The following is a 13,625-nucleotide window of genomic DNA, read 5'->3' on the forward strand; positions in this document are numbered from 1 at the left end:
CAAAGACGCGCATACGGCTTCAAAAACTTTGATAACTACCGACTCAGAGTCATCGCCCAGTGCGGTTAAATATGAACCAAGAAAATAGAAAGGAAATGCTCCGGTCCCCAAACTTTGGTGTAGACCCAGGCTTCAGTCCCCATACTTTGGTGTAGACCCTGCTTCGCTCCTGCGAAGGCTGGTGGTCAAGGCGGGACTTGAACCCGCACGCCTTTCGGCACAGCATCCTTAATGCTGCGTGTCTACCAATTCCACCACTCGACCAAGCGTGAACTGTGAAAATCACAGGGAAGATGTAGGTGATAGGGAGCAAAATAATGAATTCAACATAAATATTCGAAAAATCTCATCTTATAAAAAAGCTGCTCCCAGTGCTTGTCAGGGACACTATTTTACCCTAGCACAAAACATCCGTTAACCTTTTCTCACGTGCCCTTCTCTATGGGCTCGTTTCCAATAAATTATCATGGCTGAAGAAACAGCATCTCCTTCATCCGGGGCATCCAAGGATGCGCTCGACCTCAACTCACTCTCCGGACTCGATTTCGGGCCGGACTGGGCCGACGGAAAAGCGTCGAAATCCGCCAAGTCCAGAACTCCGGGCGGAGAAGGGCCGCACAAGGGCAAAGGTAAACGAAGCAGTCCACATGCATCGCGCGACAGGCGCGCCGGTGGCCGTCCGCAGAGAGGACGAGCGGATCAAGGTCAAACGCGTGGTGGACAAGGCAAGCGTGGTTTTGGACGGGGAAATTCCCGTCCGGATTTCGAGCCTGTTGTAAAGGTCGACCTCTACCCACAAGACGAGGCTTTTGATGCCCTGGTCAAACGCCTCCGGGCAAGTGCGCGTACTTACCAGCTTTTTGAGATCGCGCATCTTCTGCTGGAAAAACCGGAGCGTTATGTTGTTGTGGTCACTCCGAAACCAAAACGCAACAGCGGTGAAGACGCCAAGCCCCTACTCTATTATTCGGTGCCGGGGCACCTCCCCTTTGAATCTGAAGAAGAGGCGATCAATTATGTACTCAAGGAGCATATTGATCAGTTCTTTGAAATTGAGGAAATTGAAGTCGATCCCCCATCCGGTAATTTCCAAATGGTAAACCGCTGCGGTATTACCGGAGAACTCTTGGGGCCACCGAACTACCACCGCTATCAGGAATTCACTCAGCGTCACTACGCGGCCCGAATCAGCGGTATGTCTTTTGAGCGCTTCCAGTCAAAAATAGAGGCGAGCAAGGAGCAGGAGGATATTGATGCCTGGCTCGAATCGATGAAGAAAGGAGCCAGATATACGGTTAAGGAGCGCCAGGAAAATGAACCGGAGTCATTCGATACTCTCGAGGCGGCCCGCCATTTCCTCATTCACCACCGCAAAGATAAAGTTGTCGGTTCGGGAGAAAGCGTGCGGTTTGCCGGGCGCGACATCGAGCGCATGCCCAGAAGTAATATACGCCGCTCGGTGGAGACATACATCGAACAGCAAAAACACTTCCCCCTCGATTCGGCCAATAACATTCGCGGCAGACTCCGCCGTCATAAATTCGCCGTCTATAAAAAAGGCAGCAAAGGCGTCTCTTACGTTTGTGCGGTTAAAAGAAAATTTCGCGACAGTAAAACCGTGTTCACCGACTCGATAGGTGAGTTGATTGATTTTATCGAAAAGCACCCGGAGATTCCCGCATCAAAGCTTTCCAATGAATACATTGGTATCGATACGGAGAAACAAAAACCGGAAACCCTCAAGATGCAGGAGGCGGACCAAAAGGCCGCGAAAGAGACTGCAAATGAAGATGCCGCGGAGAGCGCAACCGAGCCGGACCAAACACCTGAGTCCGATGCGCCGGAAGCGAAGGAGGCCTCTACCCGGGCAACGCCCAAAGAGAGTTTGAGCGCCGACGAGCAAGAGAAGCTCAACCAACTCATGGTGGACCTCCGTTGGCTGATCACCGAAGGATATGTGACGGAATACGGCGATGGCCGCCTCTTTGCACCTCCGCCGCTTCCGGAACCCAAGAAGAAAACGGACGGGGAAAAAGCAAAGGTAAGTGAAAAGTCTTCTGAAGATCAGTCGGAAGAGCCTACAGTCGCTGAGACAAGTGAAGCGGAAAAGAAAAGCTCGGACATCGATACTTCTGCCTCGACTGATGCTCCGGCGAGCAACGAGCCCGACAAGAAGGAAGACAAACAAGAGCGCGGGGGCAGTGACTCAGTAAGCTGATTTTGGAGGTCGAAGTATCTGGACGGCCGTCTTAAACAAGATGAGCAGATCCAGCCAGATCGACCAACCGCGAATATATTGCAAGTCGTAGTGGACCCGCTCCTCGATAAGCCTGCGGTCGGTAATTTCGCCACGAAATCCTTTTGACTGAGCCAGGCCGGTAATGCCCGGTTTTACAAAATGCCTTGTACGGTAAATATTTACCTGTTGGCTGAACTGGTCGTCGTGTTCCAATAAATGCGGGCGCGGTCCCACCGTACTCATTTGCCCAAGGAGCACATTGATGAATTGGGGAAACTCATCAATGCTGGTTTTGCGCATGATTTGACCGAAAGGAAAGATTCGATCATCCCCCTCCTTCGCTTGCTCCCCCTCACGGGTACGATCCGTCCCCGCATCGCGCATGGAACGAAATTTGTAGATCTTAAAGCGCCGACCGCGTTGCCCTGAGCGTTCCTGCTTGAAAAAAAGTGGCCCGGGGGCTTGCCGCAATTGCATGCACTTCACCAGGAGACAGAGCAACGGCAAGACGAACAGAACGACCGGAAGTGAAACTACGATATCCAGAATACGCTTCATCGCCCGGTTAATCGGGTTTTCCAGTGGTTCCTCCTGTAGAGTGAAAAACGTGTGCCCCCCTAACTGCACAGGAAGAAGCTCCTGATCAAAATACTCTTCCCAGGGGTTAAAAATCAGGATCCGGCAACCGTGTTTCTCGCAGAGCTCAACCACGGGATCGATCCACCAGTCGGAATTACGTGTTTCCAGTAATACGATTTGATCCACCTTGTAGGCTTCCATGATCAATTCCATGTCCATAAACTCACCAATGATCGGCATTTTGAGTTTAAGATCGGTGGCCATTTCGTAAGTAATCAGGCCAAGAATATCGATACCGAAAAACGGCTGGCGCTCGGCCCACTGCTCCAGTCGACGTGCCGACTTGGCGCTGCCTAGAAATATTGTTCGAACGGAATTCCGGCCGCGAAACGCAAAACCGGCGATCCAATCGGGAACATAGCGGTTAATGATAATTAAGCTGAACCAGGCCGACAATATATACGAACCCACGAAAATACGGCTGATCGCTTTATCTTTTGTCGTAAAGACGATCGCAAAGATCAGAAGCGCGATGATTGCGGTTTGGTAATTTGATTTTCTGACCGCTGTAACCCAGAGGAAAGACTGCATCGTGGTTTGTTGAATCTTCTCCTCCTTGAATGGATAAGATAGCAAACCTGCGATAAATACACCCAAGAGATAAAGATGGAGGTTTACCTGCCCTTCGCTAACTCGTTCGAGGACGAAGATACTGTAAAAATGCATCCCCGCAAAGAGAGCCATGATGAAAACCACGACGAACCCGTGGCTCAATAACCTTAACCCTTGTGTGCGATTGCCGATCATCCAGATCTGAAAAAAAGGCCCGGGACGGTTAAATCACAAGTAAATAAGGGTTTGATACGAGGGCCAGACCTGTTCGGGCCTGATATATTTACCGTTGAAAGAAACCGGGGCCTGAATAACTTGCACAATTCATTATGGCCGCGATTAACAAAATAGATGTGCCAGGTGCCACATGCCACTGGCATTGCTTGCGGACGCAAACCAAGCGTGAGCACATTGCGGCCTCGATTCTCTCAAAAAACAAACGCGTGGAGGTATTTTGCCCAAGGATCAGCCAGGTCAAAAAAACCAGGGTGGGCAAAAAACGCTTCATTGAAGCGATGTTTCCGGGCTATATTTTTGCGAAGTTCAACTACAACGAGGAGCACCGTCTGATCATGCACAGTCAGGGGGTGACCAGAATTGTTGAACAAGGTGGCCGTAGAGTTGTACCGGAACAGGTCATTATAGAGCTCAAAGAAGCTCTTCCCGAGGGCATTATCGCGGCACCCGACCCAAGCCTTGAAGAAGGTGCGGAAGTAGAGCTGGTCTCGGGATCGCTGAAAGGACTCAATGGGAAGGTCCTGGCCCAGCTACCCTCAGGAGAGCGTGTACAGCTCCTGCTCGATTTCCTCGGACGGGAGGTTCAAATCGAGGCCAATGCTTCGGATATCATGCTGGCCCAGGACAAGCCTTAGCGGCTGCTCGGAACGATGCAGAAAGACCTTCCGACAGTCCGTATTCTGGGCATCGAATTTTATAACGGCAGCCTCGAAGGCGCTCTCGAAGTGGCGCGTGTCGAAGGCGGCTTGATCCTGGCGCCCTCGGGCCCGGGCTTGGCTGATCTGGGCAAGAATCCGCATTATGACGCCGCCTTGAAGGAAGCAGATCTGAACCTCATCGACAGCGGGTTTCTCGCCCTACTCTGGAATCGCCGGACCGGCCAGAAGTTGCAAAGACACTCGGGGTACAAGTTTATAAAAGCACTTACCGAGGATAAGGACTTTAGAAATTCAGATGACCAGCTTTGGGTCATGCCGAGTTCCGACGAAGCGGCATCGGTCCAGAGTTATCTGGGTGTAGAAGAAAGACGATTGGATGATAAGCATTTCTATGTAGCTCCCTACTACGATAAAGCGGATATTAAAGATCTAAATCTTTTCAAGGCCATACGGCGCAAAAAGCCCAAATACATCATTCTGGCAATTGCGGGAGGAAAGCAGGAAGTCCTCGGGCACTGGCTCCGCGAACAACTCGACTATAAGCCGGCCATTATATGTATTGGTGCGGCGATCGCCTTTCTTACCGGGCACCAAGCCAGCATCCCGTCCTGGGCGGACCGGATTTATATCGGCTGGCTTTTGCGTATTTTGAAAAACCCCAAAGTCTTTCTGCCACGTTATTGGAAGGCACGTAAACTTAAGAGGCTTTTGTCAGAATACGGAACAGAATTTCCCGCATGACCAGAGCTCGGGACGGTCAAGACTTCAACGAGGCTTTTGAACCCCCGGTTCTGCCCTGCTCATGACTAATTGGTTCTTCCAAAAAAAGACCTCAGGAGATAGAAAAAGAACGGAACGAGTACGGATTTGCGCTGGGCCTGCCTTGAATTGAGGAAGTCTGCCTCACCGTCATCGAGTTGAGCGAAGGCGAAATAACCACGAAAAACCCGGTGCATCAGGGCTTTAAAATAATCCCTGGGGAAATAAATCCCACTGACGGCCCGCTGTTCCAAATCCGTCAACTCCTGAACCGCTCTCGTTAACATCAGGTCCTCATCCGGTCCGTATTTCAAGATAGGGGCATCGTCCAGAGCGTCGAGTGTCAGGATCGCCCCGCGGCTGAGTGCATAAACCGGGCCCCAGATAAATTGCTTACCGTTCCAGGTAATATTCCTACCGGAATGGTCGCCCCGGCAAAGCGCCTTCAGGAAACGTTCTGGTTGGTCGATGAAGACGTCATCGTCCAATTTTATGAAGTAATCGAAATCCTCACGCTGGCTCATGTAGCGGATCATGGCGCATGTCTTCTGATCCAGATATTGGTACCCGCCCGGGACTGGCAGCCTGACGGAACCTGAGTCAGCCCCCTCAAAGGTGTCCTGATAAAAGTAGAGGATTTCGCAGCTCTCTTCCAGCGTTCTGAGCCAGCCTCCCTGCATGCGCTCAAGTCGCGCTCGGTTGGCTTCACAGGTGTTGATGCCAACAACAATCCTAATATCGCGAAACTCGTCCATTATCCCAGTCCTCTGGAGCTAGCGCAGAAGGCCGGCACCGGAACTCGATCCGAGGGGCGGCCCGGTGCGGCGCTTGTGTTCATCAAGGCCAACTTCTTTTACTTGCCGAATAACGGCTTTTTCAGGTATGAGCATAATAGATTACATGCACAATTACCGATGACTTTTGGTAATGCGAGCAAATGTGAATTTTCTCTGTGACTACCAAAGCAAAAAATCCAAGCTGCCTCGTATCCCACCCGACTGCCAATAAGGTCTCACGTTATGTTGCGGAAGCGCTTTACGATGCCAATTTACTCCATGGTTATCATAGCTGTCTCGCCGTAGGATTTGATTCGAAGAACCCGCTCTACCGTAAATGCTTCGCTCAAAGGTCCATACACATACCTGACCGGCTCATACAGAGGAAGATTTTCCGGGAATCCGTTCGCTTGCTGAGCGCTAAGCTGGACTTATTCTCTTCTTTGCACAAACGGGAAACCGCTCCCTTTTCGATCTTCCGTATTTATCAGGCTCTCGACCATTCCGTCGCATCCTCGATCAGACAGAGCCGGGAGGGTGAACTGTCGGCGGTTTATGCATTTGAAGACGGAGCACTGGCATCATTCGAAGCTGCTGGAGAAAAAGGCATCAAGCGTATTTACGACATGCCGATCGCCTATTGGGAAGCTGCGGCCAGATTATTAAACGAGGAAAAGGAACGCTATCCTGAGTGGTCTGTGACGATGCCGGGGCTGACGGACAGCCAGGAAAAGCTAGAGCGAAAAACGCGCGAGATCGAACTGGCGGATGCCGTCGTATGTCCGAGCCACTTTGTCATGGACTCGCTCCCCGAACAGATAAAAAGAACGAAAACGTGTGCCATTTCACACTTTGGCTGTCACCCCGACGATAAATGGACCGCGCGCAAAACACCTGAAAACGGGCCATTGCGCTTACTCTTCGTGGGCAGCCTGACCCAGCGTAAAGGATTGGCCGACATTTTTGAAGCGGTACGCCGGCTGAACTCCAGACAAATTGAATTGGTTGTGCTCGGATCCACCGTCGCTTCCATGGAGTTTTACCGCAATCAGGGAGTACCATTTACATATAAGTCACCCAGGTCGAATGAAGGAGTCCTCGAACTCATGAGTGCGTGTGATATCTTCATACTTCCTTCTATCGTGGAAGGCCGTGCCCTTGTCCAACTGGAAGCGCTCGGCGTGGGGCTCCCACTGATCATTACACCCAATACAGGCGGTGAAGATCTGATTGCGGACGACGGCAGCACTGGATTCTCCGTGCCAATACGGTCGCCGGAAGCAATTGCTGAAAAAATCGATTGGTTCCTGGGCAATCGTGATAAAATCGACGCAATGAAATCCGCCTCAAAAAAACGGGCCCAGATGATCACCTGGCCCAAATATCAGCAGACTTTGTTGCAGGTCATCAAAACTATCTTGGGCGAGCCATGAGTCGTGTGAAACGGATTGCATTTGTGTGCGGGCGCTTTGATGGCGGAGGTGTGAGTGATTATACACAGCGCTTGGCCCAAACACTCCATGGAATGGGCTGCGAATGCCTCTGCGTTTCGCTCAATGAGAAACAGGGCGAACAAGTGGCGGACAGGAACGGTGTCCGGATCGTTCGCTACAAGCGTGAGGCGGCACGCGATGCTATCGCTTATTTGAGAGAATGGAATCCGGATTGGATCAGTCTGCAGTTTGTGAGCTTTGCCTTTCACGAGAAGGGGCTTTTTCGCTACCTGATTCCCCTATTTCGCGAGTTGGGGCGGCGCTATAAGATTCACATCATGTTCCACGAGCTTTGGGTCCGGCCCGGTAAAGGCGCCCCGGCCAAGCATGTCCTGCTTGGCTGGCTACAAAAGCGGCTCATTCTCGCCGCGTTGAGGACTTGGCAGCCGAACATAGTGCAGACAAGTAATCCACTCTATCGTTTTATGCTTGGGGATGCCGGCATTCAGGCGGATGAACTGCCCCTCTTCGGAAATATTCCAATCGTAAACACGGATGCTCCCCTGATTGAGCCGGAAAGATCAGAAAGTCTTCGAAGAATTCTCCTGCCCTTTAGCCAATCGAAGAACTGGAACATTCGTGCCACCATGGAGATTCTCAAACAGTGCGCCGACAATGCCGGGGTGACTTTGGAGATCATACAGGTCGGGCTGGATCGTGATGGCGAACGTCATTGGAAATTTATTAAAGAGTTTTGCAGAAGCGCGGGATGGCAGTTTCGCCAACTCGGCCCCTTGAAGGCGGATGATTTGTCACGGTGTATGCTCACCGCTCACTTGGGGATGAACTCCATCCACAAAGAGATGGCGGGACGCAGTGGCGCGGTTGTCAGCATGCGAGAACATGGGTTGACGGTAATTTGCGCTGGCCCTCCCGCCTCAGAAAAAGAGTATCAGTTCAATGACCTGGACAACGGCACACTCAGCTTGTTCGAAGATACCGCCGCTTGTGTCGCAGAACTGAAAAAACCAAGCAAGAAGCCACCGGAGCCCAAACTGCCCCAAGTCGCCGAGCAATTTGTTAGAAGCCTGGAGAATCACACCTGATGGCTGAACCTGCAAATCAACCAATTCCAGATCGAGGAACACGGGTTCTTCGCTTACTGTGCCTGCTGTACCTGTTTCTCCTCGTGGTGGAAGGGGCACTCCGGAAGTGGGTTTTCCCCAGCCTATCCGACGCCCTGCTCTTGGTCAGGGATCCGATCGTGCTCTATGCTTACTTTCAAGCTCTGGTTCGCGGGCGCTTCCCGCATAACAATTTTGTCATATTCGGGTTTGTTCTCATCTCGCTCTGGGTCGCAGTGACTTTGTTCATCGGGCATGGAAATCTAATCGTGGCCGGATTCGGATTCCGAACCAATTTCTTTCATTTTCCGATGGCCTTTATCATGGGCACTGTTTTCTACCGCCGTGATGTCATTGAGCTTGGTAAATGGTGGCTCTTGGGGACCATCGGTATGACAGGCATCATCGCCATGCAGTTTTACATGCCCCAATCGGCGTGGATTAACCAGGGGGTCGGCGGAGTCGAAGGCGCCGGGTTCAGCGGGGCAATGGGCCGCTATCGCCCTCCGGGCACTTTCAGCTTCATCGTCGGTGTGGTTTGGTACTATGTCTTCGCCACTGCTTTTTTGGTCGGGGGCATCACACAGCACAAGAGATATCCAAAATGGCTGATTACCACCTCGGCAATTGCCATCATTATTGCGATTCCCGTCTCGATTAGCCGGTCACTCATTTTAGCCGCCGCATTGACTTTCGTAACAGGCTTACTGGTGTCGGGGCTGCAAAGGAATGCGCTTCGCCGCTATGGGCGGATCTTTGTTTTTGCAGTCATCGGCTTGATCGTGGCGGCACAATTCCCGGTCTTCGACGAGGCCAAGGAGGCCTTTTTCAGCAGATGGGAACACTCTACCCGTGATGACCTGGGAGGCGTCAAGGGCGCCATTGTGGGGCGCATCATTAATGATTTCATCGGCCCCTTTGTCGACGACAACGAAATCCCTATTCTCGGTGTGGGAATCGGCGCCGGCACCCAGGTCGGCAACAAATTACTCCGGGGGAGCCGTGATTTTCAACTCGGTGAGGGCGAGTGGTTCCGGATCACTGCCGAGGGAGGGATTATTTTCGGCAGCTTATACATTTTATGGCGTATCCTCCTGACCTGTACCTTGCTAAAATATTCCATGAGGTCTTATTTGGGTGGCAATGGGCTCGGCCTGATTTTTCTCTCTGCGACTGCATTCAACCTACTTGTCGGACAGATCGGGCAAAGCACGATTCTAGGGTTTACCATTATGGGGATAGGTTTGACGGTAGCATCAATGCGTGAACGAAAGTCGATAAACCTTTCATCCGATGAAGGGCAATCCGACAAAGCACCAGCTTCTCCATGCGAATCATCCTGATAGGTAATTACCCTCCCGATCAACAGTGGAGCATGCGGCGCTTTACCGGGCAATTGAAAGAGGGCGTGGAAGCGCTGGGCGCAAGTGTGGAGGTCTACCTTCCCCCAGTTATCGTTGGTAAACTTGGTGCCCGAGGATACGGGCTTGGAAAATGGCTGGGCTATGTCGACAAGTATTTAATCACACCGACCTTGCTTCGTAGGAAGCTCAGACGTGTGCCCCCAAATACCATCGTACATATTTGCGACCATTCCAACTCAATCTATGTCAAAGCGCTGGGCAAAAGACCCCACCTGATTACCTGCCATGACCTTCTGGCCATTCGGAGCGCTCACGGCGAGATCAGCCAAAACCAGACGAAATGGAGTGGTCGACTGCAGCAAAAAATGATCCTCAAGGGCTTGAAACGTAGTCGTCAGATCGTCTCTGTCTCGGAGGCGACACGCAGGGATGTCGCACGTCTGGTCGGCAATCGAAGCGAATTGCAATATCTGGTCCCCAATTCACTCAACGACGACTTCATCGAAGAGACACAGGCAGGCGGGAAGGACCGGGAGAAAAAAGGACCGCCGCGGAGGAACCTTTTTAATGGCATGCCCTATATCATACATATCGGGGGTGAGAAATGGTATAAAAACCGCAGTGCTGTTCTGGAGATTTTCGCGTCTCTACAGAAGGATGGCAACCAGTTGCAGCTCGTTGTGGTCGGGCCGCGGTTCTCCGATGCAGCACTGGAAAAGTCCGGCTGCCTTCAAATGAAGGAGAAAATTCACTATTTTAGTGGCATCAGCGATCATGACTTACGGGGGCTCTACAGGAATGCGGAACTGCTGCTTTTCCCTTCACTGATCGAAGGCTTCGGATGGCCTATTCTGGAAGCGCAGGCCTGCGGTTGTCCCGTAGCGACTTTTGCCATCGAACCCATGTCCTCCCTGAATGCGTTACCCGAACTAACCGCCGGTGACGGAACAGGCGGGAACGACGATATTATCAAACTTGTGGCGGCTTGCCAAAACCAGTTGGTTTTAAGCCACCGCGAGCGCTCCCCCCAGAAAGACAAAATCAGGCAATTCGCCGCAAAATTTTCCAACCAGGCATCGGCCGAAGCTTACATGGAAATTTACCGGGGCTTGCTTCTGAATGCCGGAGAATCATGAAAATTTTACGGGTGATACACAGTGTCCAAGCGAAATCGGGAGGTCCGGTTGAAGGCTTGAAGCAGGCTGCCAAAGTCATGAGCGAATTGGGGGTCGAGCTTGAAATTGCCTGTCTGGATGCCCCTGAAGCTATCGAACAAGAGCTGGAGGAATTCATCTGGCCACTCCATGCACTGGGGCCCGGCAAGCTGGGCAACTACGCTTATACGAGTAAGATGAAGGCGTGGCTCGAACATAACGTACCTCGCTTTGATGCTGTGATCATTCATGGAAACTGGCAGTACCACGGTCTAGCAGCATCCCGGTCCTGTCGCCGGCATAAGGTCCCCTACTTTATCTATCCGCATGGAATGTTGGATCCCTGGTTCAACGAAACCTACCCTCTGAAGAAAGTGAAAAAGCGGCTGTATTGGAATATTGGCGAACACCCGGTCCTGCACCACGCCAAGGCAGTGTTATTTACCTGCCAGGAAGAATGCCTCCGTGCGCGTCGTTGTTTTGCGCCCTATCATGTGAATGAAAAGGTTATCGGTTATGGCACCAATACTCCTGAATATGATATCGACTCGCTCCAAGCGTCCCGCCCTCATGAAGCACCCTACTTTCTCTTCATGTCACGAATCCAGGAGAAAAAGGGCCTGGACCTGCTGGTCGAGGCCTACTGCAAGCTAAGGAAAGAGTTACCCGACCTGCCGGACCTTGTGATTGCAGGTCCCGAGCAACAACCCGAGTATGCGGAAAACCTCAAAACCAACTATCCGCAAAATAGAATCCACTGGCTCAGTGAGGTCCGGGGTCTGGATAAATGGAAGCTATTGGCGAATGCGGAGGCCCTCGTCCTACCTTCTCATCAGGAGAATTTCGGCATCGTAGTGGCCGAAGCGCTTGCGACAGGAACCCCCGCCCTGATCTCGGACAAGGTAAATATCCATACCGAAGTCGCGCAATATGGCGCCGGATTCGTTGAACCTGACGATCTATCCGGCACAACCCGGCTCCTCAAAAGATGGCATGCCCTCTCCTCGTCAGAAAAAGATAGAATGGCCACCGCTGCAAAAAGCCTTTTTAACAAACACTTCGACATCCGCCAAGCGAGCGAAGATTTGATTCAATACATACAAGAAAGCATTCAGTCCGATGAAAGAGCCCCAGCACGATAGCTTTCAAATCAATCTGGCCGAATGCCGTACGGATTGGCCAGCGAGCACCAAGCTGAAGCGCGGACTCTGGCAGTGCCTCTGCAAGCCGGTTTATCGACTGATCCCTTTTCGTTTGAGCGGCATACGCATTGCCATTCTTCGGGTTTTCGGTGCCAGAATCGGCCACCATTGCAACATACAAAAACGGGTCGACATCCTGATGCCGTGGAACCTGGAGATGGGCGACTATGTGGCCCTCGCGCACGACACCGTGCTTCTTAATTTTGCCAGAATCCGCATCGAATCCATGTCTGTCGTCTCACAGCATTCTCATCTTTGCACCGGCAGCCACGACACTTCGGATCCTCACTTTAAGTTAATCTATGAACCGATCACAATCGAAGCTGAATCATGGATCGCCAGCGGAGCCTTTGTCGGCCCCGGCGTAAGGATCGGACGTGGTTGCGTCATCGCGGCTCGGTCCGTGGTCACGAAAGATCAACCTGCCTGGTCGATCTGCGGCGGTCACCCTTGTAAAAAATTGAAAGAACGAATCGTAAATAATAGCTGATGAAGGAAGCTCACGACGTAATCTGCACGCTATTTGAGGGCGACTACCATTACGGGGTGGCCGCATTGGTCAATTCGCTATCAGCCAAGGGGTACAAGGGAAAAGTTCTTGCGGGCTACAAAGGGGCCCCTCCCCCATGGTTTCAGTCAGATCGTGAGGCCAGAATTGGTGAGCTCAATACGGTCTACACCACGCAGGGAGATTTTGAGCTGCATTTCGTCAAGTTGGACACGGATTATCACCTGACCAACTATAAGCCCGATTTCATGTTAATGGTGGCTAGGTCCATACCGGACTGGAATACGATTTTCTACTTTGACCCCGATATTGTGATTGTGCGGAAGTGGCAATACTTCCGCGATTGGGCGCTGGCCGGGGTTTGCCTGTGCGAAGATGTCAACTCTCCTGTATATGAGCATAATCCAAAGCGGTCAGGCTGGCGCTCTTACTTTTCCAAATACGGAATCGAACTGAAATTCAAGTCACCGGTTTACGTCAATGGCGGCTGCGTCGGTATAACCAAAGAAAATATCAATTTTCTGGAGGAGTGGATCGAAATCCAGCTGGCGATGAGTGATGCGATTGGTGGCCTCTCGGTTTCGGACCTCGGCTTGCCAAAATCAACCGCACCCCGACTAGCTTATGATGTCACACAAATCTTCAAACTGACGGACCAGGACGCCTTGAATGCGACCCTGGAATACACCCGGTCGACGTGCAGTATTCTGGGACCTGAAGGGATGAGTTTTAAACATGGGAGCAACTGGATGACCCACGCCGTAGGCGGCAAGAAGCCCTGGCGAAAAAACTTTCTACTGGATATGTTCAAAGCCAAGCCCCCGACCCGGGCGGATAAGTCGTTCTGGTCTTCGCTTTCGGTGGGGATCCAGCCAACAAGTCATTCACGCCTGGTTCTTAAAAAAGTAACAGTAGCTCTGGCCGCTTTTGTGGGCCGCTTCTACAGGAGAGGTTGATCTCCGTGGAGTAATCCTATTCG

The 13,625-nt window shown here is 51.8% G+C and carries 12 protein-coding genes and 1 tRNA gene; 10 read left to right on the forward strand and 3 right to left on the reverse strand.

Annotated features, from left to right (window positions below):
- Positions 1-179: 179 nt before the first annotated feature.
- Positions 180-264, reverse strand: a tRNA-Leu gene (locus tag DDZ13_RS06630).
- Positions 265-466: 202 nt separating this feature from the next.
- Between DDZ13_RS06630 and DDZ13_RS06635 the strand changes: the two genes are divergently transcribed.
- A complete protein-coding gene (locus DDZ13_RS06635) occupies positions 467-2,218 on the forward strand; it encodes a prolipoprotein diacylglyceryl transferase (RefSeq protein ID WP_110130665.1) in 1,752 nt (583 codons plus the stop codon).
- Here the strand turns inward: DDZ13_RS06635 and DDZ13_RS06640 are convergent.
- Positions 2,207-3,592 carry an exopolysaccharide biosynthesis polyprenyl glycosylphosphotransferase gene (locus DDZ13_RS06640; RefSeq protein WP_158279825.1) on the reverse strand — a complete coding sequence of 462 codons (1,386 nt, stop codon included), beginning with the start codon at positions 3,590-3,592 and terminating at the stop codon, positions 2,207-2,209. The two genes, DDZ13_RS06635 and DDZ13_RS06640, sit on opposite strands and share 12 nt — an antisense overlap.
- A 167-nt stretch (positions 3,593-3,759) precedes the next feature.
- Between DDZ13_RS06640 and nusG the strand changes: the two genes are divergently transcribed.
- Positions 3,760-4,302: a transcription termination/antitermination protein NusG gene (gene nusG, locus DDZ13_RS06645; RefSeq protein ID WP_110130667.1), complete on the forward strand. Its 543-nt coding sequence runs from the start codon at positions 3,760-3,762 to the stop codon at positions 4,300-4,302.
- A gap of 15 nt (positions 4,303-4,317) precedes the next feature.
- A complete protein-coding gene (locus DDZ13_RS06650) occupies positions 4,318-5,067 on the forward strand; it encodes a WecB/TagA/CpsF family glycosyltransferase (RefSeq protein WP_110130668.1) in 750 nt (249 codons plus the stop codon).
- A gap of 65 nt (positions 5,068-5,132) precedes the next feature.
- Here DDZ13_RS06650 and DDZ13_RS06655 read toward each other — a convergent pair whose 3' ends face one another.
- Positions 5,133-5,840 (reverse strand): glycosyltransferase family protein, encoded by a 708-nt coding sequence (locus tag DDZ13_RS06655; RefSeq protein WP_110130669.1) that lies wholly within the window; start codon positions 5,838-5,840, stop codon positions 5,133-5,135.
- A gap of 197 nt (positions 5,841-6,037) precedes the next feature.
- Here DDZ13_RS06655 and DDZ13_RS06660 point away from each other — a divergent pair, with 197 nt between their 5' ends.
- The 7 genes from DDZ13_RS06660 to DDZ13_RS06690 are packed head-to-tail and all read left to right on the forward strand — an operon-like array spanning position 6,038 to position 13,602.
- Positions 6,038-7,294 (forward strand): glycosyltransferase family 4 protein, encoded by a 1,257-nt coding sequence (locus tag DDZ13_RS06660; RefSeq protein ID WP_233246105.1) that lies wholly within the window; start codon positions 6,038-6,040, stop codon positions 7,292-7,294.
- Between the two features lie 50 nt (positions 7,295-7,344).
- The gene (locus DDZ13_RS06665) at positions 7,345-8,400 is read left to right on the forward strand and encodes a hypothetical protein (protein ID WP_146209280.1); all 1,056 of its coding nucleotides are present in this window, start codon (positions 7,345-7,347) and stop codon (positions 8,398-8,400) included.
- Positions 8,400-9,761, forward strand: coding sequence for a hypothetical protein (locus DDZ13_RS06670; protein WP_110130672.1), 1,362 nt, complete (start codon positions 8,400-8,402; stop codon positions 9,759-9,761). Before DDZ13_RS06665 ends, DDZ13_RS06670 begins: the two co-directional genes overlap by 1 nt.
- Positions 9,746-10,918: a glycosyltransferase family 4 protein gene (locus DDZ13_RS06675; protein ID WP_110130673.1), complete on the forward strand. Its 1,173-nt coding sequence runs from the start codon at positions 9,746-9,748 to the stop codon at positions 10,916-10,918. The genes DDZ13_RS06670 and DDZ13_RS06675 overlap by 16 nt, the downstream gene beginning before the upstream one ends.
- Positions 10,915-12,078 (forward strand): glycosyltransferase, encoded by a 1,164-nt coding sequence (locus DDZ13_RS06680; protein ID WP_110130674.1) that lies wholly within the window; start codon positions 10,915-10,917, stop codon positions 12,076-12,078. Before DDZ13_RS06675 ends, DDZ13_RS06680 begins: the two co-directional genes overlap by 4 nt.
- Positions 12,056-12,628, forward strand: a complete 573-nt coding sequence (locus DDZ13_RS06685) for an LbetaH domain-containing protein (RefSeq protein ID WP_110130675.1) — start codon at positions 12,056-12,058, stop codon at positions 12,626-12,628. Before DDZ13_RS06680 ends, DDZ13_RS06685 begins: the two co-directional genes overlap by 23 nt.
- Positions 12,628-13,602 carry a hypothetical protein gene (locus DDZ13_RS06690; protein WP_110130676.1) on the forward strand — a complete coding sequence of 325 codons (975 nt, stop codon included), beginning with the start codon at positions 12,628-12,630 and terminating at the stop codon, positions 13,600-13,602. Before DDZ13_RS06685 ends, DDZ13_RS06690 begins: the two co-directional genes overlap by 1 nt.
- Positions 13,603-13,625: the final 23 nt, after the last annotated feature.

It is taken from the genome of Coraliomargarita sinensis (assembly GCF_003185655.1).
GTDB lineage: Bacteria > Verrucomicrobiota > Verrucomicrobiia > Opitutales > Coraliomargaritaceae > Coraliomargarita_B > Coraliomargarita_B sinensis.